Origin of the sequence: Pseudanabaena sp. PCC 7367, assembly GCF_000317065.1 — a bacterium.
Classification (GTDB): Bacteria; Cyanobacteriota; Cyanobacteriia; order Pseudanabaenales; family Pseudanabaenaceae; genus Thalassoporum; species Thalassoporum mexicanum.
Map to the genome: position 1 here is coordinate 1,808,262 of NC_019701.1, position 24,229 is coordinate 1,832,490.

At 45.0% G+C, this 24,229-nt stretch carries 23 protein-coding genes and 1 tRNA gene; 13 read left to right on the plus strand and 11 right to left on the minus strand.

Going from position 1 to position 24,229, the window contains the following annotated elements:
* Positions 1-476: 476 nt before the first annotated feature.
* Entirely contained in the window at positions 477-1,490 is a 1,014-nt protein-coding gene (gene gap, locus PSE7367_RS07040; protein WP_015164678.1) for a type I glyceraldehyde-3-phosphate dehydrogenase, read from the minus strand.
* Between the two features lie 380 nt (positions 1,491-1,870).
* Positions 1,871-2,248 carry a hypothetical protein gene (locus tag PSE7367_RS07045; protein ID WP_015164679.1) on the minus strand — a complete coding sequence of 126 codons (378 nt, stop codon included), beginning with the start codon at positions 2,246-2,248 and terminating at the stop codon, positions 1,871-1,873.
* Positions 2,249-2,452: 204 nt separating this feature from the next.
* On the opposite strand from PSE7367_RS07045, the gene PSE7367_RS07050 reads away from it, so the two are divergent.
* Positions 2,453-2,875 carry a hypothetical protein gene (locus tag PSE7367_RS07050; RefSeq protein WP_015164680.1) on the plus strand — a complete coding sequence of 141 codons (423 nt, stop codon included), beginning with the start codon at positions 2,453-2,455 and terminating at the stop codon, positions 2,873-2,875.
* A 131-nt stretch (positions 2,876-3,006) separates the two neighbouring features.
* Here PSE7367_RS07050 and PSE7367_RS07055 read toward each other — a convergent pair whose 3' ends face one another.
* Both PSE7367_RS07055 and PSE7367_RS07060 read right to left on the minus strand, forming a co-directional pair.
* Complete coding sequence (locus tag PSE7367_RS07055; RefSeq protein ID WP_015164681.1) at positions 3,007-3,897, minus strand: ion transporter; 891 nt, start codon at positions 3,895-3,897, stop codon at positions 3,007-3,009.
* 211 nt (positions 3,898-4,108) lie between these two features.
* Complete coding sequence (locus PSE7367_RS07060) at positions 4,109-4,990, minus strand: MBL fold metallo-hydrolase (protein ID WP_015164682.1); 882 nt, start codon at positions 4,988-4,990, stop codon at positions 4,109-4,111.
* A gap of 181 nt (positions 4,991-5,171) precedes the next feature.
* Between PSE7367_RS07060 and PSE7367_RS21520 the strand changes: the two genes are divergently transcribed.
* Positions 5,172-5,603 (plus strand): helix-turn-helix domain-containing protein, encoded by a 432-nt coding sequence (locus PSE7367_RS21520; RefSeq protein ID WP_015163675.1) that lies wholly within the window; start codon positions 5,172-5,174, stop codon positions 5,601-5,603.
* Positions 5,600-6,187: an IS630 family transposase gene (locus PSE7367_RS21525; RefSeq protein WP_015164177.1), complete on the plus strand. Its 588-nt coding sequence runs from the start codon at positions 5,600-5,602 to the stop codon at positions 6,185-6,187. Before PSE7367_RS21520 ends, PSE7367_RS21525 begins: the two co-directional genes overlap by 4 nt.
* Before the next feature lie 151 nt (positions 6,188-6,338).
* On the opposite strand, the gene PSE7367_RS22910 is transcribed toward PSE7367_RS21525, so the two are convergent.
* Complete coding sequence (locus PSE7367_RS22910; RefSeq protein WP_264314177.1) at positions 6,339-6,467, minus strand: hypothetical protein; 129 nt, start codon at positions 6,465-6,467, stop codon at positions 6,339-6,341.
* Positions 6,468-6,515: 48 nt separating this feature from the next.
* Between PSE7367_RS22910 and PSE7367_RS07070 the strand changes: the two genes are divergently transcribed.
* The gene (locus PSE7367_RS07070; RefSeq protein WP_015164683.1) at positions 6,516-7,511 is read left to right on the plus strand and encodes a zinc-dependent alcohol dehydrogenase family protein; all 996 of its coding nucleotides are present in this window, start codon (positions 6,516-6,518) and stop codon (positions 7,509-7,511) included.
* A 108-nt stretch (positions 7,512-7,619) separates the two neighbouring features.
* On the opposite strand, the gene PSE7367_RS07075 is transcribed toward PSE7367_RS07070, so the two are convergent.
* Positions 7,620-7,850 (minus strand): hypothetical protein, encoded by a 231-nt coding sequence (locus tag PSE7367_RS07075; RefSeq protein WP_015164684.1) that lies wholly within the window; start codon positions 7,848-7,850, stop codon positions 7,620-7,622.
* A 267-nt stretch (positions 7,851-8,117) separates the two neighbouring features.
* The gene (locus PSE7367_RS07080) at positions 8,118-9,569 is read right to left on the minus strand and encodes a hypothetical protein (RefSeq protein WP_015164685.1); all 1,452 of its coding nucleotides are present in this window, start codon (positions 9,567-9,569) and stop codon (positions 8,118-8,120) included.
* A gap of 309 nt (positions 9,570-9,878) precedes the next feature.
* Between PSE7367_RS07080 and PSE7367_RS07085 the strand changes: the two genes are divergently transcribed.
* Positions 9,879-10,250, plus strand: a complete 372-nt coding sequence (locus tag PSE7367_RS07085) for an STAS domain-containing protein (RefSeq protein WP_083883794.1) — start codon at positions 9,879-9,881, stop codon at positions 10,248-10,250.
* An 824-nt stretch (positions 10,251-11,074) separates the two neighbouring features.
* On the opposite strand, the gene PSE7367_RS07090 is transcribed toward PSE7367_RS07085, so the two are convergent.
* The gene (locus PSE7367_RS07090; protein WP_015164688.1) at positions 11,075-12,514 is read right to left on the minus strand and encodes a sugar transferase; all 1,440 of its coding nucleotides are present in this window, start codon (positions 12,512-12,514) and stop codon (positions 11,075-11,077) included.
* A gap of 300 nt (positions 12,515-12,814) precedes the next feature.
* Positions 12,815-13,123 (minus strand): hypothetical protein, encoded by a 309-nt coding sequence (locus tag PSE7367_RS07095; protein ID WP_015164689.1) that lies wholly within the window; start codon positions 13,121-13,123, stop codon positions 12,815-12,817.
* A gap of 516 nt (positions 13,124-13,639) precedes the next feature.
* Here PSE7367_RS07095 and PSE7367_RS21105 point away from each other — a divergent pair.
* Both PSE7367_RS21105 and PSE7367_RS07105 read left to right on the plus strand, forming a co-directional pair.
* A complete protein-coding gene (locus PSE7367_RS21105) occupies positions 13,640-13,999 on the plus strand; it encodes a helix-turn-helix domain-containing protein (RefSeq protein WP_015164690.1) in 360 nt (119 codons plus the stop codon).
* 312 nt (positions 14,000-14,311) lie between these two features.
* The gene (locus PSE7367_RS07105; RefSeq protein ID WP_015164691.1) at positions 14,312-15,097 is read left to right on the plus strand and encodes a hypothetical protein; all 786 of its coding nucleotides are present in this window, start codon (positions 14,312-14,314) and stop codon (positions 15,095-15,097) included.
* A gap of 50 nt (positions 15,098-15,147) precedes the next feature.
* Here the strand turns inward: PSE7367_RS07105 and PSE7367_RS07110 are convergent, their stop codons facing one another.
* Positions 15,148-15,927 (minus strand): WecB/TagA/CpsF family glycosyltransferase, encoded by a 780-nt coding sequence (locus PSE7367_RS07110; protein WP_015164692.1) that lies wholly within the window; start codon positions 15,925-15,927, stop codon positions 15,148-15,150.
* A 485-nt stretch (positions 15,928-16,412) separates the two neighbouring features.
* Here PSE7367_RS07110 and PSE7367_RS07115 point away from each other — a divergent pair, with 485 nt between their 5' ends.
* Positions 16,413-17,531 carry a mechanosensitive ion channel family protein gene (locus tag PSE7367_RS07115; RefSeq protein WP_051038099.1) on the plus strand — a complete coding sequence of 373 codons (1,119 nt, stop codon included), beginning with the start codon at positions 16,413-16,415 and terminating at the stop codon, positions 17,529-17,531.
* Positions 17,532-17,565: 34 nt separating this feature from the next.
* On the opposite strand, the gene PSE7367_RS07120 is transcribed toward PSE7367_RS07115, so the two are convergent.
* Positions 17,566-17,637 (minus strand) — tRNA-Thr (locus PSE7367_RS07120).
* Positions 17,638-18,142: 505 nt separating this feature from the next.
* Here PSE7367_RS07120 and PSE7367_RS07125 point away from each other — a divergent pair.
* From PSE7367_RS07125 to PSE7367_RS07145, 5 genes are all read left to right on the plus strand, one after another.
* A complete protein-coding gene (locus PSE7367_RS07125; protein WP_015164694.1) occupies positions 18,143-19,324 on the plus strand; it encodes a Fic family protein in 1,182 nt (393 codons plus the stop codon).
* A 2-nt stretch (positions 19,325-19,326) separates the two neighbouring features.
* Complete coding sequence (locus PSE7367_RS07130) at positions 19,327-20,394, plus strand: cupin-like domain-containing protein (RefSeq protein WP_015164695.1); 1,068 nt, start codon at positions 19,327-19,329, stop codon at positions 20,392-20,394.
* Positions 20,395-20,429: 35 nt separating this feature from the next.
* Positions 20,430-21,437 carry a glycerophosphodiester phosphodiesterase family protein gene (locus tag PSE7367_RS07135; RefSeq protein WP_015164696.1) on the plus strand — a complete coding sequence of 336 codons (1,008 nt, stop codon included), beginning with the start codon at positions 20,430-20,432 and terminating at the stop codon, positions 21,435-21,437.
* A 241-nt stretch (positions 21,438-21,678) separates the two neighbouring features.
* Positions 21,679-22,341 carry a peptidoglycan-binding domain-containing protein gene (locus tag PSE7367_RS20290; protein WP_015164697.1) on the plus strand — a complete coding sequence of 221 codons (663 nt, stop codon included), beginning with the start codon at positions 21,679-21,681 and terminating at the stop codon, positions 22,339-22,341.
* A 616-nt stretch (positions 22,342-22,957) separates the two neighbouring features.
* Positions 22,958-24,037 carry a peptidoglycan-binding domain-containing protein gene (locus tag PSE7367_RS07145; protein ID WP_015164698.1) on the plus strand — a complete coding sequence of 360 codons (1,080 nt, stop codon included), beginning with the start codon at positions 22,958-22,960 and terminating at the stop codon, positions 24,035-24,037.
* Positions 24,038-24,229: the final 192 nt, after the last annotated feature.

Below are 24,229 nucleotides of genomic sequence, written 5' to 3' on the forward strand. Positions count from 1 at the left end.
GTATTTAATACTTAATTAATTTATTACCTACAAGCACCCTATGGGCTCATACACTTGGAGGATTTTTGTCCATTGGCATTGCGATCGGGTAGTTAATTACCTTTGATTAACACCGAATTGACATTGAATTAACACCACTAAATTTAGACTTTCTCTGTCTAACTCTGTCTAAGTCTAAGTATCGAACTCCACCTGGAAAAATCGCCCATTAGACAATAACCACTAATTAAGTTTTATCAGGACTAGGCTGGTTTTCGCCAGTGAGTCATATACATATATGTAATTAATTTATGTAATTAATTAGCCGATTGCCTTTAACTTGCTATCTTAGTCTAGAGCTAATGAATGCAGTTAATCTATCTAAGCCCCAGTAAACTAAAAAGCCCTAAGAGAACCTGAGTCGGAGAATCAGTGGTTTAGCCGAGGTTTAAAACATGACTGTATAACTAACTATTAAGTTAAAACTAACTATTAAGTTAACCAAGTTTGTCAGCTACATACTTAGTCAGATCGCAAATCCGCGAAGCATAGCCATACTCATTGTCATACCAGGATAAAACCTTGACGGTGCGATCGCCCAGGGTCATGGTGGCATTGGTTTCTACGATCGAAGACAGCGGATTGCCCACAATATCGCTGGAGACCAAATTAGGAGCAGCAATCCCCAAGAACCCCTGCATTCTACCTGCTGCCGCCTGGGCAAAAGCTGCATTCACAGCCTCTTTGGTAACCGGCTTTTCAGTGCGCACCACAAAGTCCACGATCGAACCAGTAATCGTAGGCACCCGCAACGCCAGACCATCCATTTTGCCCTTCAGTTCTGGAATTACTACCGCAACCGCAGTAGCAGCACCAGTAGAAGAAGGCACGATCGATTGTGCGGCAGCCCGACCGCGACGGAAGTCCTTATGATCGGGTTTGTCCACCAAGCCCTGAGTAGCTGTGTAGGCATGACAGGTGGTCAAGAAACCGGTTTCGATCCCAAACGTGTCGAGCAAAACCTTGGCCACTGGCGCAAGGCAATTAGTGGTGCAAGAAGCATTGGAAATAATCTGGTGCTGGGCTGGATCATATTGATCTTCATTTACACCCATTACCACTGTAAGATCCGGCTGCTTGGCTGGGGCAGAAACAATTACTTTCTTGGCACCTGCCGTTAGATGTTTGCTAGATCCATCACGGGCGGTAAAAAAGCCAGTGGCTTCGATTACAATGTCCACGCCCATTTCCTGCCAGGGTAAATTAGCAGGGTCACGCTCCGCCGTCACCTTCACCTTGGCACCTTTAACCTTAATGGAATCGCCTTCAACAGTTACTTCTTCACCCAATGGGCCATAGGGGGTGTCATAGGCGAGTAGATAGGCCAGGTTATCGGTAGGGACAAGGTCATTAATTGCCACGATCTCAAGATCGCTTGCCTGTTGGTTTAGCAAAATCCGCATCACGGCACGACCGATTCGCCCAAAACCGTTGATTGCAATTTTAGTCATATGTGAATTACCTTGCCAGAACGTCCTAAATAGTAAAGTTTATGGTTGATGATTATTGCCTAGATTGATTAGACCTAGCTACTCTAGCTACTACGATCGCAGGTGTTACCAGATTTCTAAGCTCAAAACTAAACTTAGAAGCCTGAATATGCCATTGGTCGATTGAAATTGAGCCAATAGCTCTCGATCGGCAGTTTAATCATGAGTCATGCTAATAATCCTGGTAAATGCCTACTATGCCTAAGCCTGTAATTTGGCGGCTAGAATTAATCTGCAAGTGGATTCGAGATTACTAGTTCAGTTACGCCACAATCAGCTTGAACAAGCTCAGCAGGTCTGAGTAATTATTACCAAAGTCATAGCAGATCACCATAAGCATATTACGACTTGGGCTCTGGTTCGAGAAATACTTTATAAAGGATATAGATCACAGCGGCCATGATCGCCAGGGAGATCGCAGCGGTAACCAACCTGAACACAAAGCTCAGGAGCCCAAAGGCAACGACCCCCACCACCACGATCGCCACAATTTTGGTCACCCCAGTCAGGTCATTGATCCAACTCACCAAATCAGACATCCATGACTTAGCCGTGGTCACGCCAGTTTCAAAGCCACTACCCGCACCAGTTGAATTATCATTGCTTTTCCGGCCTGGTTCAGCACGTTTGATCGGCTCATTGGCTTTGGGGCGGCCAGCCGCATAAACCTCTTGTTCGAGTTTGCGAAACCTGGCTTCTAAATCGTCTGGGTTACTCATAATAAAAATCTTCCCTGAAAATCTGTTTCAAAAATAGCATGTATACCTATTGCCTGCGCCAGTGCTCATAACCGTACTGGATATTATATTCACCCGATCGCGCTACCCCACCCCCTCCGATCGTGGGAACTGATCGCAGGAAGTCAAAACCCAGTCTGGTCATTGATTATAGAAACAGTATTGAGATCAGGAGATCGCCAATCTATGCACAGGCTAAATTTAACCAAACGCATCGCCACCGGCTTAGTTGCTTCCATTGCTTCCATTGCTTCAATTGGAGCCGCGATCGCCTTTGCCACTCCTGCAATTGCCGATACTCGAATTGCCAACTTGAATCTGGATCAAAGCCCAAATAATCAAAATAATCAAAGCGCCACGGTTACCTGTTTAAACGATGGTGAGTTTTATAGCGGCATGGTGGATGCTTGCGAAACCCTGTCGGAAATAGAAATCAACAATCCAACCCTGATTAGCTTCGCCGTAGATAGCGATCGCGTCACCACACCACCAGCGATCCAGGCCGATAAAATCATCACGATCGATCCTGCGGGTCAGGTAGCCTGCTTCATCCCTGCCAATGGTTCTGTGGATGGGACGGTTTCCTGTGGGTTGATTGGTTTGGATTAATTTGGGGATTAATCAAGTTTAATTAATCAAGTCTATTCTATAGTGACTGTTCGAGGTTCGAGATATTTGAAATACTTTGCAATAGCTTGTAATAGCTCTACTTTGCCAGATTTAAAGCTTGTAGAAGAGATTCAAGGATCTAGAGTCTCGATCAACGTATCGAGTAATGGCGATCCACACATTTTACAGAATTTAGCGTCAGGATCATGCTCGGCAAAACCACAGCTAATACATCTGTCTAGTTGGTTTTGAGGATGCTCGGAGTTAAGTGAGCTAAGGCGATCGCTTTGATAACTTGAGTAACTTGAGTAACTTTGCTCCCCCTGGCCATCCGCATCCCGAATCAAGCGCTTGATCAACTCGCCCAATTGCACCGGAATCAGGGCAATCCCTGTCAGCACCATCAGCACCGCCATCAGCTTACCTGCCTCGGTTACGGGCGTTACGTTACTAAACCCAACCGTGGTCATGGTGAAAATGGCGAAATAAAAGGCATCCAGAAAATTAGGAAATGAATCGGGGTTGGCGTAATGCTCCACTTGATAGATTAAGCCAGAGAAAATAAACACGATCGCCGCCAGGGTAAATAGAATCCTTAAAAAGATCGCAATATCATTATTGTTATTGGTCAATCGCCCCAACAGCGCACTGTTACCCATAAATCTGGCCAACCTCAAAAACCTGAACCAACGCAACAATCGCAAAAAGCCAAACCCCACCGCCCCCAAAAAGAAGGGCAGGATCGCCAGCAAATCAATCAACGCATAGACATTAAAAAAATAGGCAACCCGCTGTTCGGCACTCCACAACCGCAACACATATTCGATCGCAAAGACAACCAGGATCGCCGTGTCCAGATAACTCAGCCATAGACTTATTGAGCCTGGTAAGTCATAGGTCTGCGCTACAAAAATACCCGACGAGATCAATACCAAAACCGCGATCGCCATATGGATCGATTTACCCAGTGGCGTTCTGATGTCTTCTAAATAAAAGCTAAGCTGCTTACGCAGTGAACTCATGGGCGTGATCTGTTGCGACTGTGCTAACTAATTCGACCTTCGATCGCTGCAAGTAAGATAACTTGGCCTGCCAGACGATCATAACTATTGCAGCTTAATCGCAAAAACTTAATCGCTTTAGCTATCCTACGCATAATTTTAGATCTCATCTCACTCTGAATCACATCCTAATAATCACAATGATCACATGCTTCTGGGGGAACCAATCAAGCTATTGCGATCGCATCCAGTTTAAACAAGTTTGCATCGCCTCTTTCATTGTGGCCTTGTCAGCATGATAGCGCCGCCCATGCCCTGGCAATACCCATTCAAAGTCATAGGTTGCCAATTTTTCCATTGATTTAAGCGTTTCCGGCCAGGAATACCAGCAATAGTTACGAAATGCTACCAATTGCTGCAATCGCCCCGACCAGGCCAGGTGATCGCCCGTGAACAGGAACTTATTCTTATATAGCAAGACTAGATGCCCCTTGGTATGTCCTGGCACTGGAATAATCAGGGTATCTTGACCCAGTTGCTGCAGCGCGATCGGTTCAGTACGATCCAGCTTAATTTCCACATCCTGGGTACTAGCACCAATTTCATCACGATGCAAAATGCGATCGCAACCAAAGTGATCGTGGAATTTTTGATGGTCGGCAATGTCATCGCGGTGCGACAGAAACATATAATCCACTCCACCCATTGCTTCCAGTTGCTTTACTAATGGCGGTGCAAACCTTGGTGAATCGATCAGAATATTCCCTTCTGGTCTTTGGATCAAATAACTACCTGCACCATAGGATCGCGGCGAATGATAGCCACAGTGATATACGTTTTCGGCGATCGGAATTGGGAAGGTTTGCTGAATCTGCTTTACGTCCGTGGGTTTGCCTACCGTACCGATCGAGGCGGTCGGGCAGGATAACAATGCCTGGATCGCAAATTCCCGCTGCTGCTTGGTTTCCGGTTGATGATGCACCACTGACATGCCGCCCTCACGCTGGAATATTTCTGGAGCCATCCACCGACAGGTATCACAGTCTATGCAGGTGCTATCGACATAAAAATCGCCTGATACGTTTTGCGATCGCCGCCGCTTAAGTTTTGCCACCGTCTTTGTCCCTCTTCAAATTAATAACTGCCAGGTAATCAATTAAATGCTGGTCTGGTTTAGTTATGAGTAGCTAAAGCAATTAGATCGGCAATCAAACTCCAAGGGATCTTGTAAATCAAAATATAGCAATTCCAGATGATTATAGAGAATAATAGAGGGTAGTATATGTTGAGAAGATATGCCCCTAGAAGAATTTATCGCCAGTAACCCAGACCCGCGCGAGATGAAACGCGCATTAGCAGTACAAATGCGTCTTAAGGAGATGAAACACCATGAAATTCAACCAATCCTAGGCGTGAGTTCAAACTATATCAGCCGCTGGGAGAGAAAGTATAGAGAGCAAGGCATAGCAGGTTTGAGGCTAGGCCATAAAGGCAGTGCGGGCTTTTTGAGTAAGGTAGAGCGTCAGGCGGTAGTTGAATGGATCGCTCAAGAAAGGCAACGTACAGTATCTGAAGTAGTTGAACATATAGCCCAGAACTATGGAGTGATATACCGTTCGGTGCAAAGCTATTACGATTTGCTCAAAAGTGCTGGCATGAGTTGGCATAAGGGGAGAAAAAAAGCCCCAGGTATGATGCATCTGTGGTGCACGAGCATAACCAAATGATTAACAATTGGCTTAAGTCTCATCAACCAGAGATTCAAAACGGACAGATAAGGGTATTTGCACTAGATGAGTGCCATACTCGAGCAGGTGATATTTGTGGGTATGGCTGGGGAGACCGTCAACAGCGGCTGGAGGTCAAAGTTGATAACTACCGAGATAGCCAGACTTATTTTGGCGCCTTAGATTGTCTGAATGGAGATTTAATCTTACAGTCCTATCAAAGTGCTAATAGCTCCTCGACAATTGAATTTGTAAAGCATTTGCACGATATCAGTGCTGGTGCCAAGATATTGCTAGTGTGGGATGGCGCTAGTTATCACCGCTCCCAAGCGTTTCGTGATTTCCTGACCCAAATCAATCAAGGACAGGACTGGCAAATACATTGTCTGCGCTTTGCTCCTTATGCACCGGCAGAGAACCCGATTGAAAATATCTGGGGACAAGCCAAACAGGTGTTACGCCAGATGCATCAATTTTGTCGTTCCTTCAAGCTAACCAAGAAACTATTTGAGCTATTTTTGAGGTACAGATTATTTACATTGCCTGATTTAAGTACCTATAGCGCTTTCTCTAATATCATTTAAGATTGCTATAACTGTACCAATGCCTAGAAAACATCTCCCTTGAAATAACACTTGTAACTACTAGCGACTCTAACCAAGATTCAGATGCTTGACTCTTGATTACTAAAATACATATTTATGAATATTTAAACAAAGTCATAACCACTTCGCTTTATAGATCCATTCTAATCATTTTCCAACTGACCTGGGAAAAGTGGCGATCGCCCACAAACAGAGCAAATATACTCTTTAAAATTTTTTTTACTACCCCCAAGTCACAGATCACGATTAACAGGTTCACGATCTTTGTTAAGTTATTGATCTAGCTGGATTGAGAGGATTTAAACAAATGCGTGCGATCGTGATGACTGCCCCTGGTGCGCCAGAAGTATTGCAACTGGCGGAAGTGCCCCAGCCAACGATCGAGAGCGATCGCCAGATCCTGGTACAGCTCAAGGCGGCGGGCGTAAATCCGATCGATACCAAGCTCAGGAGTAGAGGCACTTTTTATGGCGATCGATTCCCTGCTGTGTTGGGTTGCGATGGCGCGGGAATTGTAGCTGAAGTGGGGGCGGCGGTAACGAAATTTCAGGTAGGCGATCGGGTTTACTTTTGTAATGCTGGTTTGGGCGGGCATCCCGGCAACTATGCCGAGTTTGCCACCGTGGATGAACGGTTTGTGGCTCATAAACCCAAAACCCTTTCCTTTGCTGAGGCGGCAGCGGCTCCATTGGTCTTAATTACGGCCTGGGAAGCCCTGTGCGATCGCGGTAGGATCTCATCTGGCATGAAAACCCTGATCCATGCTGGCGCTGGTGGGGTGGGGCATGTGGCGATCCAGATCGCTAAGCTCAAAGGGGCGAAGGTTTGTACCACGGTGAGCACCACGGAAAAGGCTGATTTTGTAACAAGCTTGGGCGCAGACCAGGTGATTTTCTATCCCCAAACTGATTTTGTCAAAAAAGTGCTGGATTGGACTGATAGCCAGGGCGTAGATCTGGCCTTCGATACGGTGGGTGGCAAAAACTTTGCGCAAACTTTTGCGGCGGTGAAAATCTATGGCGATCTGGTCACGATCCTTTCGCCCAGTGCCGACACCAACTGGAAAATTGCCCGCGATCGCAACCTCCGCATCAGCCTGGAATTGATGCTCACACCCATGCTTCAGGGCTTAAACAAATTGCAACAACATCAAGCGCAAATCCTGGCAGAATGTGCCCAGCACATCGATCGCGGCGATCTCAAAATTCATCTTGCCCAAACTTTGCCATTGGCAGCAGCAGCCGACGCACACCGTCTGATCGAGGCTGGTTCAATGATCGGCAAGATTGCCTTAGAAATCTAGTTAGAGCTCTAATTAGAGATTTAGAAATTCAGCGATTGAGGAACATGCAAACCCAGTTCAGGCATTTGGTTGCAATCGATCTGGCAAAATATCTAGCCCGCAAGAAAGCTACTGAGCCTGTCGGGACAGTTTTTTGGCAACGAAATCCAAAAAAGCATAGGTGCGGTCTTTTGAATAGCGAAACGAGAGTCCTTCATATTCAATCAAATAATCCCCGGTCTGATCGCCACAAGCAGTACAGGTAAAAGCACCTGAATTAACCAGGGCATCGGTAGATAGCTTGTGAATTTGTTGATCAATCCATGCCTGGAATTGTTCTTCAACTTGGCTTTTATCCAATTTTTACACTCCCCGCTCAAAAAGTTAATCAATCCAAATTCTATTTACCATAGCAATGCTGATGCCGATACCACCGAATCTAGCAAATTGTGAGCCAAAGGTAGTGAGGTTATTTCCCCCATGAACCAAATTTACGATCATGTATTGGCCGATCGATGTTTACCCCTATTGGTAGGATCTCTGGAGCTACTAAACATACTAGTGGTTGAAGCTACCAGGTTGTGTACTGATCCAGACATAGTTAGGCATTATTAGTAAACAATCGGCTCAATCATTTTGATCGCTCTCGGCCTTTTGCTTCAAATTGCGGGTTTGCGCCAAAATCTCTTCAAAGTCCTGCTTTGTCAATCGCTTGACGTAATTGAGCTTCAGTTCCTCCAGGAAATCTGCCGTCAGATTTTGCAACTCATCCAGGGTTTGCTTTTGTTGAATCTGCGCCCGCAAAGATCGGCTAAATCGCTTTACCAGACGGGCAATAATTTCTTCAGCGATCGGATCAGGTGCAGTAATAACCTGGTAAGCCGATTGGGGCGCGGCGATCGCTAGCTTAGAAATTTCCGCCGCAATTTGTTCGCTAATTTGTTGCGGCACCCTAGAAAAACCAGGCACCTTTTTAATTGTTTCCACCGCAGGCGATCGCTGGATCGCTTGATTCAAAAAATGCAACAACAGCGCTTCGATCTCAATCCGCACATGGGGCAACGATTCATAGATCGTAAGTTGAATTAGCTTATTGGCGATCGCCTCAACTTCGTTTGTTTCATTAATATCAATATAATCACGACCTTGATTATCGTCAGGAAAGATCCGCTTAATCAATTCACCACTGCGCACCAAATTTTGAGCCTGGGAGATCGCCTGGATCGCAATTACTTCGGTTAGCTCCTCGGCAAAACTGGCCACAAAGCGGCGACTAGACTGGGCGCGCAGATTTTCCATATCCATAATGCCAGTTTGATGCAAGCGCACTGTCACCGGCACGATCCGCGCCCACTTCCAAATCGGCGTGAGCAAAATCAAGTCATACCAACGATCGAGAATGGCCTCCGTCCAGGGCATATTTTTGAATTGTCGTCGCTTGGCCCAGGCTCTGACTATAATTTCCAGCCCAAAGATACCCATAAACCAGATATCGATTGCCCAGAAGTAATCGATCGGGTTGCCATCCTCACCAATGCCGCGAAAATAATTAGTCCGCAGCAACGGCATTATCTTTTGATCAAAGAACTCCAGCTCTTGGGCTGCCCCCTGCTCCGCCAGATATGCTTCACTCCAGAAAATCTGGAAAGCCTGCCGCGAGGATTCCCGATCGACGCGATCGCGCATGTTATTTTTGATTTTCTCCAGGGTGCCGCTTTTATTGGCCACCTGAAAAGGGTTTTCGTCTACCATTTCCAGGCTGAGTTGGCGCAAATCCGCAATTACTGCTCTGGTGGTGGGCGATCGCAGGTCTTCAGTGGCGATCGTTTGCTTTAGCTCGGTTAACTTTTGCTCATAGCGCAGATTAAACCGATGGGGCTCAATTCCCTTAACCGGGTCATACTTAGTTAAAACGGGCAAAAACTTAAGGTAAAGATCGCGCGAAGTTACATAGCTCAGGTCAAACAGAACTAATAGCAAATTGAGCAATGATAGTAGGGCTAACCCTTTGCTCAGCCAACGCCAAAAACCACTTTGATGTTCAGATTTATGAATATAATTACTCACCGATTTAGTCATATATTATGAGAAGTGGCGATCGAGTTAAGAGATCTTTCCAAGCGAACTAGCACCAATCATTGTTTGCTTAACTAACCACTTAATTAGTCCCTAACTCATTAACCATAGCTAACCATAACAGTGCCAATCCTGGTTAGCGATCGCCTGAACTAATTCCACATGATTTTTTATCCCATAATCAAGCTGGGCAAGCGATCATTAGACCATATATTGTTTTCGAGTAATCCTGTGAATCCGATGAATCCGATCGCTACTCCAATCGTCCCAGCACTACCGGCCAATACCCTGGTAAATAACTGTAAATAACTAATGAAGCCAAGCATAGACAACGATTGGATCTCCATTTACCCTCACCAATGGGATGGTTTAGAGGGGAATATTATGGCGCTGCGGGGCAGGATCGATGTGCTCAAGGCGAGCAAGTTACGCCAGCAAATTATCAACACCACTGCCGATCGACCGATGTTAGTGCTGTTCGACATGCAAGATGTGATGTTCCTCGACAGTGCGGGGCTGGGCTCACTTATTTTTGGGGTGAAGCATATCACTGGCTTGGGGGGTGAAGTAGCGTTTTGCTCCCTCCATGATCAACCAAGAGCTTTGTTTGGCCTCGCTAATGTGGAAAAGTTATTTCCAATTTACGAAAACCGCGAGAGCTTTAATCAGGCCAAGAGAACCTGAGTTTGCCAGCTTCTCAATACCCTAGTGCATCTTCAAAAGACTTCTTTTGCATTGGTATCTTGTGACTCTTAGCATTCGGGTTACTCCTTGCACAACATCTCGATTGAAACAGCACTAGCAACTTAAACAAATATTTGGGCTCTAACATATTGATCTTTCCTCAAGAATCCAATATGCTCGTTTTTAATAATTTTCTATGTTCAAGCAAAGCCAGCCTTGAGAGCCAAAGCAATTGGTTTTGATCTCGATCGGGCTATATGAATCTTAGCTTTTGCCCATGTTAAACGCTCAAGCCAAGCGATCGGGCAAACTAATCAATCAAAGACCCAAAAGACGCAATTGGTTATGGGCTAGTTAGTCTAAATAGCCATAAAAAATAAAAAACCCACCCTAAGCCAAGGATGGGGTTCACAACCATTTCTGGTGTGGAGTTGTAGGAATCTTAAGCTAAGCATACCTTTATCACTTGCCTGAAGGCATTAACTATTTGTGCCATTCGGGCTGCGTTCATCTGGCATTGTTTCTGCACAAATGTGCGTTAATCAATCGCAACTTTGGCTAAAATTCACTCACATGCAAGCGCTGCTGACATACACATAATTATGTGGCCAAGTCTTTGCTGGCTTGAGTTGTACGGCGTTAGTTCGATCGAAAACGATGCACAAACATCGCTAACCAAGCAATAATTATTTCAGGCGATCTATTAAGTTAAGAAGCAAGTAGCGAAAAGTTAGGGAGTTGAACAAATCAACCCAACTCAAATTGCTTTAAATTTGCCGGCTTGGTCAGGGCTTGTGCCTAGTTGTTTTATTTTTATGCAATAACTAATAAGCGCCTTTACCAAACAAAACAATCCTGAGGGTTTCCACCAACACTTCTAGATCCAGATTCAGCGACCAATGATCGATATAAAACAGGTCTAGTCTGGCCGCATCATCGATCGTGTCAATGTCCGATCGCCCCGAAATTTGCCACAGCCCAGTCATACCCGGTACCACCAGATGCCTGGTATGGTGCCAGGGGTCAAATTTTGAGACATCGCGCAAGGGCAATGGTCTTGGCCCAACCATACTCATTTGGCCAAGCAACACATTAATTAGCTGGGGCAACTCATCAATACTGGTGCGGCGGATAAAGCGACCGATCGCGGTGGTGCGGGGATCATGCTTGAGCTTGAACATCACCCCATCCTGGCTTTGATTATGTTTTTCCAGGCTGGCCTGTTGCTGCTCCGCATTGGCATACATGCTGCGAAATTTCCACATTCTAAATACCTTGCCATGCAAGCCAATTCGTTCCTGGGCATAAAAGACATGGCCAGGGGAGTCCAATTTAATCACGATCGCCACCACCACAAACAATGGCGCTAGCACCACCAAACCAAACAAAGCCCCCAGAAAGTCCACCAAGCGCTTGAATCGATAATCCCAAATCCCCCAGAATCTGGTTTCAATTCTAATTGTGGGCACCCCAGCAAAAATTTCTGGCGATCCCCGTCGGTGCAGCATCACCAGACTAGAAGGCACCAGGCGTAAATTAATCTGCGCGTTGCGCAATTGCCAGTAGAGATTAGAAGCAAGTTCCGTTTCTGGCAAGTTCTCCGCCAGCACTTCCCTGGCACCGGAATCGAGAATTAAGCGCATTGCCGAATCAGTATGGGCGATCGATGCCACCACTGACCCCACCACTTTGCATTTGGTGCGCCGTTCGATCAAATCCGCCAACACCGCAATCCGCTCTGCTGGGGCAATAATAAATACTTTGGTTTCCAGGTGGGTCAGAAAAAACTGATTGAGCAAAATGGTCAAAAACAAGCGCAAGCCAATCACAAACAAAATACTGGCTGCCCAGGCCGAGAAAAATAACGATCGTGGGGCATCTAGCTTCGGGTCATAAAAATAGGCGATCACCAGCGAGAACAAATAAATCGTGCTGATCACCTGCGCCTGTTTGACATAATTACGCCATTGAGAATTGGCGGAATAAAAGTTATGATAAATGAACAGAAATACCGTGGCGATCGCCATCAACCAGAAAATGCCCGAAATTCCCAGCCAATGCCCCCAATCCAGTTTTTCTGGCAACGGCGCAAAGGCATTATTAATTGTTTCGGCCACATAACCCGCTAGCACCAAGCCTAATATATCGCCCAAGCCCAGCACCAAAGCACCATACCAGCCAATTTCTGGTGGTTGGATGATTTGCAAGCTCTGGCAGGCGCGGATATCTCGTTTGGGTAGTTGAGGGGGGCGATCGCTAATCAAGGCTAGTTGCTCCAGTAGTTTCCCTAGGGATTGACTATTTATAGATATTAACTATCTAAATGTATTAACTAAATAGTAATGCCCGATCTAGAATCTAGTTTGCCCACCATTTCCTAACAATCATGCGTCGGCAGCCAGAACTTGTAGCCTAGATCACATCTGATCCATAATTTAGCCCTAGAGTGAAATAATTAAGTGTAATAATTATTGGCCAATTTAATTGGGCTTAATTGCTTTTAATTGATACATAACTTAACCATTGACCGATTCACTAAAATTGTTGAAGTAACGATTGCTGAATCAATGTCTAAGGCTCTCCCAAACTGCATAGGCAACCAGCAGGCAAAAGCTGCACACAAACCAACGCCAGGAGATCGAATAAGCCGCCTGAAACCAGCCTTTCCAATCAAGCGCTAAATTAAAGGCCAGGGCTACTAAGTAAGCAATTACCACCAATACAACAAAAAATCCTAAGCAGCGCAGCGACCATAAGCTAAAGATCAAAAACGGGTGGTATTGCCGCCTGCGTCGTGGCTCAATCATTCGTCTGGAACGGCGATCGCTACCTGTGATCACCAACGATTGATATCCGCGTCTTCTGTTTCTCATAGCAATACTCCTTTTTTTGAATCAAGAGCAGTTAGCTTGCATACAGAACATCCTGAGGTAGATAAATAGGGGAGTAATGGCGATCGCTCAATTTTCAGCCAGACTATGCATATTAGCCAAATCATCTGACTAGCAAAGGGCAAAAACTACAGCGCCATAGATTAGATCCACTTGGTTTTAAACTAAGAACTAGTCTCAAAGAACAACTGCTGGTCAGACCATGTCCAAGCATCAATCATATTCGCCTGATTACTCCTGATTACTATTGATGTTGCGCATGATGTTGCGCAGGTTTTCACTAATCTACTAATCAACTTATTTTGTTTAACCCACTTAGTCACATTTATGCTCTGTAATAGCTATAATGTGAAATTATGCTAGCACAAATTTATTGGGGTAATCAAATTTACACAAGTTCAGTTCGCCAATTTAATTTGTTTTAACTCAAACTACATATTTGTTAACCAAAAACATTTAGGCAAACCACTATACTTAAACATATCTGGGGAAATCGATATGGAACCACTAAAACCAGTCACACGGATCGCCAAGCTCAGAGAAGATATGGGCCTAACCCAACGGGAACTATCTCAGCTACTCCAAGTAACTGAGAACACGGTTGCTAATTGGGAAAATAATCGCACCGGGCTGGAATGGATCGAGAGAGTAATTAAATTATGTCGGCTGTTTGAATGCTCTCCCGAAGATCTAATCGAGTATGTCCCCGATGAAAATCCTACAGAACCCAAACTAGAAAAGAAAGGTCGTCGTTCTTTGGCCGAACTCCAAAGGATGCTCAATACTCATCCACCAGCTCTTGGTGTACCAGGCGATCGTGACTATTTGGGGGAATCAGGAAACCGCGCTATGGGTTAGCTAACCATCAAGTTTTGATTTAATTTGATTTTATGTAATTTCATGTAATTCAAGTGGATCTCGATTAAGGTTAGATAGCACTAGTTAATAGCCATTAATAACTCACTGATTGAATTAACTCAGCCAGCTATTGTGCGAATTTAAATATATAAAAATAGCTCACTAAATTATCCAATCACCTGTTTTAAGTGTTTTATTTAAGTACCGAAGTTCCCCTCTTGCGACCTAGATTTCTAGTTTGCTAGCCGATTTAAAAGAATTCAAGTTGACCTAGTTTTTAGGGTCAATTATTTCTTCGAAGAGGTAGAGGTAATGAAAGAATTTAGCCCAACTCGAATAATGCTGGATGCAGATACGATTCTGTCTGCGTTGGAAGATCCTGAGCTATTTGAAACCTATGATGAATTTATTGGTTCTCCCCACATCGAGCCATGCATCACCAGGATGGGTCTATTTAAGATTTGCAATCATTTTCGGAAAACAACCTCTAGGGAAGAATTCTCCAATTGCTTAGATGAAATTAAGTCCCTCTTTCGAATTTGTGAGTTTGATGAAAACTGGCTACCGGATTTAGAACCATTAACTAATGGGATCGCTGATTTAAAAGCTGCCATCCATGTCCTGACTGCCCAGAAGTTAAAGGCAACGGCAATAGTTACTCACCAGCCAGCTAAATTCAATCGGCAAGAAAGTGTGCCAGTAATCTCGATCGAAAACTTGAAAGTAAGTTATCGATTTAGAAAGACTTTACTTGACCTTAGGAACCTGCTGACCTGTTGCTCAGCGATCGAGCTATCCCTTAAACCAAGCTTGAGAACAAAAAACCATCAATCTAGACGCAAGCACAAAGCAGTAAAAGCCAAGAAACCCAAAATTGGGATTGACTATAGCCATCCATCCAAAAGTCATGTCAACCAATGGTGGACGATCGCTTCTAGTCGCAGCGACTTCATGCGCAAGATGTCGGGGCCACGATCGCTAGAGGCAAATGGCCATATTACCAATACCCTGATCACCCATCCGATGATGTCGTTTCAACTAGAAACAGCCTACGAACCAGGGCGCAGTATGCGTGAATATTGGCGGCGGTTTGAGTAGAAATTGTAGAAATTAAAGCGATCGGTAAGCCATCTTGAGCAACAGACGAGTTATCGATCGGTTTGGCGATTACCCTGCTTGGCAAAACCCAACTTGCGCCGCAACAGTTGCCAGCCAAACAGCACCACAAACATCGGATTATTAATTAAATAGCGCCGCCATAATCTACCGGGCTCTTGCATGAATCGATAGCACCACTCTAGCCCCAGGTTCATCATCCAGCGGGGCGATTGCGACACCGTGCCAGCATGAAAGTCAAACGCCGCACCGACACCAATGGCGATCGCCTCCAGCTTCATCTCCGCCGCCACCATCCAGTATTCCTGCTTTGGGCAACCCAAACCCACAAACACCACCGCTGGCTTAGTGGCATTAATCCTGGCCACATCTGCGGTCACCTCTGCCAGGCTAATTGCCGATCGATAGGGTGGTGCATAGCTGCCTGCGATCGTCAAACCGGGAAATTGTAATCTGAGGTTTTGCTCTAGCTTAGTTAGGGTTTCCGTCGTAGCGCCATATAAATAAATTGGCAAATTCGCCTGAGCCGCGCGATCGCACCAGGCCAGCATTAAATCTGGGCCATAAACACGCGATTGTTTTTTGATCCCCAACAGCCGTAATCCCCACACCAACGGCATTCCATCCGGTGTAACGATCATGGCATTATTCACTATCCGTTGATATTGCCGCTGCCAAAACGCAGTCATCACCACATGCACATTGGCCGCAACCACATAGCCATACTGACCCGCTGCCAAACATGCCACCAGTCGATCGCAAACTTGGGCATAGCTAGTGGCATCAATCCGACTACCGAGGATATAGGGCATGGCAAACAATAAATGGGCAATTGTAATTACCTAAACACAAAAATGATTTAACAATAGGGCTTTGCATCATCCAGGCATGAAAATGTCGCCCAAAAATCAAACACCTGCCTGATATCAGCTTGACCGATCACTTAGTCATTAAATCATCCCAACCACATGTAATGCCAAAACTAGATCTAAGCTTTGATGTTAGATACTAAGCACTACCAAAAATTAGACATTTAGCAAGATTGAAACCATTGCTAATATTACGATGCAATTGAATTAATCAAGCTGGGTTAAGCAAATCTAATTTGTAATTAACCTGACTTTTGGTAGACTACTAAACCATTAAGTTCCGTTTCTAATAGTTACAGACAGCTTTAAGCTTTACACAGCTCAGCCCAGGTTGGCTCTGCCTGCTCATCATACATATTTTCTGATTCAACTATTCGATCGATCGCCGTGTGATTATCCCGATCGCTACGATCATTACCAAATTAATTATGCTGCACGAAATACTCCAACAAGAATTTCTCGGTAATCCTGTTTCCAATTATGCACTGGCAATGGCCACAGTTGCGATTGGTTTGGCTGCGGTGCAAATCATCGAAACGATCATTATCCGGCGCTTGAAAAAGTGGACTGAGCATACTGAAAATGACTTGGACGATCGCCTCATCTCCCTGGTCGATCGCTCCTTGATCCCGATCCTCTATGTCACTGTTTTTTATCTGGCCTTCCAGGACTTGATTTTCAGTGAAACGATCGATGAAGTGATCCGCGTGGTGGGGACAGTTGCCCTAACGGTTTTTATTATTCGCTTCGTCAATGCCCTAATTGCTTCTGTATTAGAATTTTATTGGCTCACTAAGCGGGATGAAATTACCCGCACCAAGAGCTTGTCCCTGTTGTTACCAGCGATCAGAATCATAATCTGGGCGATCGGCATGGTCTTTTTGCTCGACAACCTGGGCTTCCAGATCTCCGCCGTATTGACCAGTTTGGGGATTGGTGGTGTAGCGATCGGTCTTGCTTCCCAGGGCTTGTTTGAGGATGTATTTAGTTATTTTGCAATCCTGCTGGATAGCCCCTTTGAAATCAGTGATTTCCTGGTAATCGGCGATTTTGCTGGCACAGTCGAACACATTGGCGTAAAAACTACCCGCATTCGTAGTCTGGAAGGTGAGCAGGTCATTTTCTCGAATAAGGCACTTACCAACTCACGCATCCAAAACTACAAGCGCATGTATCGCCGTCGGATTGCGTTCCAAATTGGCATTACCTACGACACACCCCTGGAAAAATTGCGCCAGATTCCTAACCTGATCAAAGACACGATCGTCAATACCCAAAGTGCCACCTTCGATCGCGCCCATTTCTTTGCCTATGGTGATTTCAGTTTGATCTATGAAATTGTTTATTACGTCAACAGCAACGATTACAACATCTATATGGACGTGCAACAACAGATTAACTTCACGATCAAGCAAGAATTTGAGCAAAGGGCGATCGAGTTTGCCTTCCCCACCCAGACTTTGCATGTCAGCAATAATGGTGGTGAAAGTAATGGCAACAATTCAAATAATCACAAGGCACAAAATTTTGCTGCGGTTAAGCAGTAGCTATTAGATATTTCAAAGTAAAGTTTCTAGATTAAGCCGATGAGGGGATTTGAACCCCTGACCTGCTGATTACGAATCAGCTGCACTACCACTGTGCTACATCGGCAGTTGGAATTAATCCTTAATTTCTAGCATAGAGCATTTAGATTAAGTGTCACATCATTAAATCGCAATTGGCTTTGACGTGACAAGCTCTAGGCAGCAGTCGATCGATTATATTCGACAATAATCGAATATTTAAATTAGCACAGAAGTCCGATCGGTTCCAGGCGATCGCATTACTTTTATTGCTTTGGTATGTTCTTAGCTATTGTGGGGATGATTAGCAAGGGCGATCTGGATTGGATTATATTCCACTTCAAAAAGTTTTCGAAATTCGGGTTAAATTTAAATTCATCTAGATTCAATTTTCGAAATTCGGGTTAAATTTAAATTCACCTAGATTCAATTTTCGAAATTCGGGTTAAATTTAAATTCATCTAGATTCAATTTTCGAAATTCGGGTTAAATTTAAATTCACCTAGATTCAATTTTCGAAATTCGGGTTAAATTTAAATTCATCTAGATTCAATTTTCGAGAGAGAATCTCTATCAAGTAGGGCAAAAGGTGAGTGGTTGATAAATCTTTATTTAAGTCGAATAAATTGGGCTTTCTTAGAGAAGTCACAATCCACGGAATAAATGATTGGGCTTTTATTCCAGCACCTTTACCACAGACATGGAAAATACCCACCGACATTTTACCTCTTCTAATTGAAGCTCATAGAGAGCTTGGCAGACTAGACGGGGTTGGCAGGCACTTGCCATCATTTGACCTACTCTTAAAACCTCTACAAAAGCGCGAAGCCTTAAGATCTTCAAGCCTAGAAGGAACTTATGCCACGCCCGAACAATTATTACTGTTTGAGTTAGACCCTAGAGAACCAAAGTCTGTCCAAGACTCAGTTAATGCGTGGAAAGAAGTTGCAAACTATAGTGCTGCGCTTTCACTAGGAATTAACTTGTTAAATGAAGTAGGTATTTCATTACGGTTAATTAGAGAGCTACATAACACTTTATTAGACGGGGTAAGAGGAGCAAATAGAGATCCAGGTAATTTTCGGCGCACTCAAGTTCACATTGGTTCTGCTTCTTATCGCAGATTTATTCCACCACCACCAAATGAATTAATGAATTGCCTTTATGACTTAGAAAAGTCAGCAAATCAAGGCATATCGATCGATCCATTGATATTTTGCTTTATGGTGCATTATCAGTTTGAGACCATCCATCCATTCCTTGATGGTAATGGCAGAGTCGGCCGACTATTAATGTCGCTAATGATATATGAATACTGCAAACTCCAGCAGCCCTGGCTATACTTAAGCGCTTACTTTGATAAATATAAAGATGATTACACAAACAATTTATTCAAAGTCAGCACCACAGGTGATTTCCATGATTGGATTGTCTATTGCTTAAAGGGCACAATTGAACAATCAAAAGATGCAATATTGCGATCTGATCGTTTAGTTGCGCTTCGAGAACAATATCGAGAATTATTATCTCAGACAGGTGTGCCATTTAGATTGAATGCAATTATTGATCAGCTATTCAAATCCCCTGTTATAACAATACCTAAAATGGCAGAATTGAGCGATGTAGCATACACGACTGCTAAAAGAGACTTGGAAAGATTAATACAGGCAGGAATTGTTATAGATTCTGACATTCAATCTCGATCCAAAATATACTTTGCGCCAGAAATTATTGAAATAGTTTTTGGTGAAATTGATACTATATCTGATAGCTGATTATGTTCAATCATCAATCCAACCGCTTCAACCCGATCGGCTATACTCCCTTCACCATTGACTATCAACCCCTCACTGATGATTGGCGGCGTTGGATTGCGGAAAATAAATTACTGGGCAATTCCGATGAATCGATTCTGGCGGCGGCAGCTAAGCACAACCTCAATCCGATCGAGGTTAGGCAAGAAATCGCTACTCTCGCCAATCATCCCTATTTTCAAGCCGGGCAATATTGTGCCCAAATGCTGGGTAAGTTGCAATCGCACCTGGGGATTTATGCCAAGCTGGCGCAGCTATCACCGCAACCACAACAAATCGATTGCCGCGATCGCCTGAGCACCCAGGAATTCCTAGAAAATTACTATGCCACAAATACGCCGGTAATCCTGACCAAGATGATGGATGACTGGCCAGCGATGCAGTTGTGGACGATCGACTATCTCAAAACCACCTACGGCCAAGTAGAAGTAGAAGTACAAACCAATCGCCAAACCGATCGAGACTATGAAATTAATGTCGATGAACATCGGCAAACAGTTTTATTTGCAGAATATATCGATCGGGTTTGTGGTCAGGGCACCAGCAATGACTATTACATGACGGCGATCAATAACAATCTAGAAAAAACTAAGCTTAGAAAACTACTAGCAGACATTGAAATTTTTCCCGACTTCCTCGATCCTGGCGATGGTGATGGCAAAGTATATTTTTGGCTAGGGCCCGCAGGCACGATCACACCGCTGCATCATGATCCAGGCAATTTGATCATGGCGCAGGTAATGGGGCGCAAGCTGTGGCGCTTAATTCCGCCCTATCAAACCCAATGGCTGTATAACTACCAGGAATATTACAGCGAGGTGGATTGCGAGAATCCCGACTACGATCGCTACCCGCTCTACCGCAACGTCGAACCGATCGAGGTAATCCTGGAACCGGGCGAGGCAATTTTCGTCCCAGTAGGTTGGTGGCATCATGTCCGCGCGATCGATATTACTATTTCGGTTTCGTTTACTAATTTCCGCTTCGACAACGAGTTTAATTGGCAGTTTCCGTTTCTGCCCCGTCGTTAGCTGGTCAGGCTTCCCAGAAATCGAGTATTTCATCCATGCGCAAGCTTAAGAGACGCATCAGGGTCAAAAAACTAATCAAGGCCACGATCGCAGTAATCGTGATCTTCGGGTTGTTAGTTTATTTAAACAATGCCTCTTTCCTGGCGAGGCCGATCGACGATCGCCCAGTTTTAGCTGCCCACCGCGGACTCAGCCAGGACTATAGCCGGGAGGGGCTAAATAACGAAACCTGCACCGCCGCCCAGATGCTCCCCACGCCCCATGATTACCTCGAAAACACTATCCCATCTATGCAAGCAGCATTCGCAGCCGGAGCCGATCTGGTGGAATTTGATGTACATCGCACCACCGACGATTACTTTGCCGTATTCCATGACTGGACGGTTGACTGTCGCACCAATGGCACTGGTGTCACCCGTGAACATAGTTTGGCCAGTTTGCAATCCCTGGATATTGGCTATGGTTATACGTCTGATGGGGGCAAAACATATCCATTCAGAGGCAAAGGTGTGGGCATGATGCCTTCGCTGGCGGAGGTATTAGATACTTTTCCCGATCGCAATTTAATCATTGATGTCAAAAGCCGCGATCGCAGTGAAGGGGAACTTTTGGCCGATCGCTTAGCTGCCCTACCGCCGCAGCGCCAAGCCAGGATCATGGTCTATGGTGGCGATCGCCCGGTGAGTGTAATTCGGGAACAACTACCAGAAGTCAAAACGATCTGGCTGCGTCGGCTCAAACATTGCTTAACTCGCTACATTGCTCTGGGTTGGACTGGCTATGTGCCAAATACTTGCGATCGCAGTATGTTATTGATACCCGTGAACTATGCAAGATTGATGTGGGGCTGGCCGAATCGTTTTTTACAACGAATGAAAAAAGTAGATACACAGGTTTTCCTGGTGGGTGATTATCGGGGCGAAGGTTTTTCCCAGGGCTTCGATCAACCCGATCGCCTCAAAGACCTGCCTGCCAACTATGCGGGGGGAATCTGGACCGATCGGATCGATCTAATTGCTCCTGCGATCAAGGAAACAGGTTAATGCTATTGCGCGATCATTCTTTAGAAAAATAGCGATCGTAAGCCAGAAGCCAAGCAAATTCAGTAATCAATTCAAAGGCAATCAACCACATAGCAACAAGATCCAAACATTCAGTTCTAAAGCTGACTGAGGCAGGCATTGCTAAATTACCCAAAAATGCTATGATTTGTGATTTTGCTAATTATTCACCTATAGCCGACATCCATGTAAAATATAGGAATAATGAGTCTCACCAAAGATTATGGAATTATCAGCTTTTCTCTATAGTGAGCTTTGCTATGAGCGATCGCAACAAGGCACAGAGATCGCTCCTGCGCTCAACTGCAACGCGATAGATACGCTCCAAAAACAATCTGTTCAACACCTAAAAACCGCCGCCTATGCTGCCGTAGCAGTCAGTACGGTGGCCACCGGGATAGGTATCGCTACCCCCGCGGCGCTGGGCTATGTGCCAGAAATTGCCGAGCTACAAGAATTATTGGCCACCAGAGGATTTAGCCCCGGTACAATCGATGGCGAGATCGGACCCGACACCAGAGCTGCGATCGCTGATGCCCAGACCTTTTATGGGGTCGAAGTGGATGGCATTGTCGGTGCTCAGACCCTGGCAGTATTGCAAGCAGATGACTACGTTGCTCCCAATTTTGGTGGCGATGAGGGTAGCGATAATTTAACCGGTGACGACGTGATTACGGTGCAAATTAGCAATATGCAGGTGCAAAACCTGCTAGCCGAACGAGGTTTTTACTTCGGTGCCATTGATGGCCTGATTGGGGCGGGAACTCGTCAGGCGATCGCCGATGCCCAAGCCTTCTATGGCATTTCTACCGATGGCGTGTTTGGCAGTTGTACCTATGATACCCTCCGGCTCGATTTTGCGCCCAATGCTTGTTTGACTTCTTAGTTCTAGCCCGATCTATCTGGAGCTAGGCTCAAATACCAACTTCAAGAAAGATTTTTAAATTTATACCAAGTTTTATACCAATCCAACTGGTGGGAACCGATTTCATTTTCACTGCATCAATATAATTCGGGATCAACAAAACCAGATTTGGGGTTTAAACAGATTTAGCAAATTAACCAAATTAACTGAGCAATCGATCGAGCATACATAAATTCAAAGTCTCAGTTAATGATTTAGCTAACCAAGATTGCTTGCCGCCTGGCCTCTGAAAATATTTAACCCGCTCAAGTGGTAAATCCATATTCATAGGCCAAGCATAAAAAAGCCAGCAAAAGATAAGAAGATATAGGGTGGTCATAGCTTACTTAATTACTGCATTACTGTCTGGGAAAAGATCCTAGAACATTAGGTAATTGTTCAAATTAAGCTATGGGTTGGGGTTTACTTAGTACGTTGAAGGTTTTGCAGACAGATAGCAGCCACATATAAGCATATGTGGATTTGCAAACCATTAACGATCGCTTCAGAACCTAAGGTCATAACTATGTACAAACATAGGCGCAGACTAAGTGCAACAAATGATTATATGACTCGCCAACATTATTACTTAGCCTAAATGGATATCACCGCATTTATACACAATGAGCTGGCCTATGCCGAGAGCCAGTCAGGCATTGAAACCGATCCACCCTTGCAATGCAATGCAATCGATGCGATCGTCAATTCCACACCTAGTTACCAGCAAATCAGCAAGCTAGCGCTATATACAATTATGGCAACTGGGGTACTCACCGCCCAGTCAGGGCATATTTCCCAGGCGATCGCCTTCACCCCAGAGATCGCGGAACTGCAGGAGCTGCTTGCCCTACGTGGGTTTGATCCAGGTGGCGTAGACGGCGTTGATGGTCCTGGCACCAGAGCCGCGATCGAGGAGGCTCAAAACTTCTATGGCTTGAATGTAGATGGAGTAGTGGGTTCCGCAACCTTGGCCGCCTTGCAAAGTGATAGCTATGTTGCCCCTGAGGTTAGTAGTACCAGCAGTACCGCTGTTGCCACAGCAGCCTTTACCAGTGATTCAATCGTGATCGGCTCCACTGTCAGCGAAGTACAAAGCCTCCTGGCAGAGCGTGGTTTTTATGGTGGCAGCATTGATGGCATTGCTGGCCCTAGAACCGAGCAAGCGATCCTAGATGCTCAGGAATTTTATGGCTTAACGGTCGATGGGATCGCTGGCCCCAACACGATCGCTGCCCTCAGTGCAGATATCCCTGACAATGGTGATACTGGCACTGTAATCACCGGCAGTGTCTCAGCGTTACAAGCCCTACTAGCAGAGCGTGGTTTTTATGATGGCGGCATTGATGGCATTGCAGGACCACTAACTGAACAGGCAATTCTGGATGCTCAGGAATTTTATGGCCTAGCAGTAGATGGCATTGCTGGCCCCAACACGATCGCTGCCCTCACTGAAGATCAAGAACCAGTTGCTTCAGAACCAGATAATAATAATCCAGATACAGGAATCGAGGCAGTTCAGGCTTTACTGAGCGAGCGGGGTTTTTATAACGGTGCGATCGATGGTATCGAGGGGCCTAGCACTACTCGCGCCATTTTGAGTGCCCAAGCTTTCTATGGCCTAAACCAAGATGGGATTGCTGGCCCACAAACCATTGCTGCCTTGACCTTTGACAGCTAAATCACCTGCCTGGTCAAGAAAGCGAAGGCTATTAATTTTTGATTGTTTTGACTAGCAGAGCGATCGCTAGGCTTAGTTCAACGAATCAATCATTGATTGCATCAATTAAACCCAATTTTGAGCCACTAACAAGCTACTAAAAATGCTCAAGTTTCCCGCTTTGGCAAACTTTAACAACACTTTAATTAACTG

Bases quoted from the DNA above. Each gene is read 5' to 3' on its own strand.
- PSE7367_RS07105 (WP_015164691.1), top strand. From the start codon at position 14,312: ATGAAAGAATTTAGCCCAACTCGAATAATGCTGGATGCAGATACGATT.
- gap (WP_015164678.1), bottom strand. From the start codon at position 1,490: ATGACTAAAATTGCAATCAACGGTTTTGGGCGAATCGGTCGTGCCGTG.
- PSE7367_RS21105 (WP_015164690.1), top strand. From the start codon at position 13,640: ATGGAACCACTAAAACCAGTCACACGGATCGCCAAGCTCAGAGAAGAT.
- PSE7367_RS07085 (WP_083883794.1), top strand. From the start codon at position 9,879: ATGAAGCCAAGCATAGACAACGATTGGATCTCCATTTACCCTCACCAA.
- PSE7367_RS21525 (WP_015164177.1), top strand. From the start codon at position 5,600: ATGATTAACAATTGGCTTAAGTCTCATCAACCAGAGATTCAAAACGGA.
- PSE7367_RS07070 (WP_015164683.1), top strand. From the start codon at position 6,516: ATGCGTGCGATCGTGATGACTGCCCCTGGTGCGCCAGAAGTATTGCAA.
- PSE7367_RS07110 (WP_015164692.1), bottom strand. From the start codon at position 15,927: ATGCCCTATATCCTCGGTAGTCGGATTGATGCCACTAGCTATGCCCAA.
- PSE7367_RS07050 (WP_015164680.1), top strand. From the start codon at position 2,453: ATGCACAGGCTAAATTTAACCAAACGCATCGCCACCGGCTTAGTTGCT.
- PSE7367_RS07045 (WP_015164679.1), bottom strand. From the start codon at position 2,248: ATGAGTAACCCAGACGATTTAGAAGCCAGGTTTCGCAAACTCGAACAA.
- PSE7367_RS20290 (WP_015164697.1), top strand. From the start codon at position 21,679: ATGGAATTATCAGCTTTTCTCTATAGTGAGCTTTGCTATGAGCGATCG.
- PSE7367_RS07095 (WP_015164689.1), bottom strand. From the start codon at position 13,123: ATGAGAAACAGAAGACGCGGATATCAATCGTTGGTGATCACAGGTAGC.
- PSE7367_RS07115 (WP_051038099.1), top strand. From the start codon at position 16,413: ATGCTGCACGAAATACTCCAACAAGAATTTCTCGGTAATCCTGTTTCC.
- PSE7367_RS07055 (WP_015164681.1), bottom strand. From the start codon at position 3,897: ATGAGTTCACTGCGTAAGCAGCTTAGCTTTTATTTAGAAGACATCAGA.
- PSE7367_RS21520 (WP_015163675.1), top strand. From the start codon at position 5,172: ATGCCCCTAGAAGAATTTATCGCCAGTAACCCAGACCCGCGCGAGATG.
- PSE7367_RS07135 (WP_015164696.1), top strand. From the start codon at position 20,430: ATGCGCAAGCTTAAGAGACGCATCAGGGTCAAAAAACTAATCAAGGCC.
- PSE7367_RS07080 (WP_015164685.1), bottom strand. From the start codon at position 9,569: ATGACTAAATCGGTGAGTAATTATATTCATAAATCTGAACATCAAAGT.
- PSE7367_RS07145 (WP_015164698.1), top strand. From the start codon at position 22,958: ATGGATATCACCGCATTTATACACAATGAGCTGGCCTATGCCGAGAGC.
- PSE7367_RS07130 (WP_015164695.1), top strand. From the start codon at position 19,327: ATGTTCAATCATCAATCCAACCGCTTCAACCCGATCGGCTATACTCCC.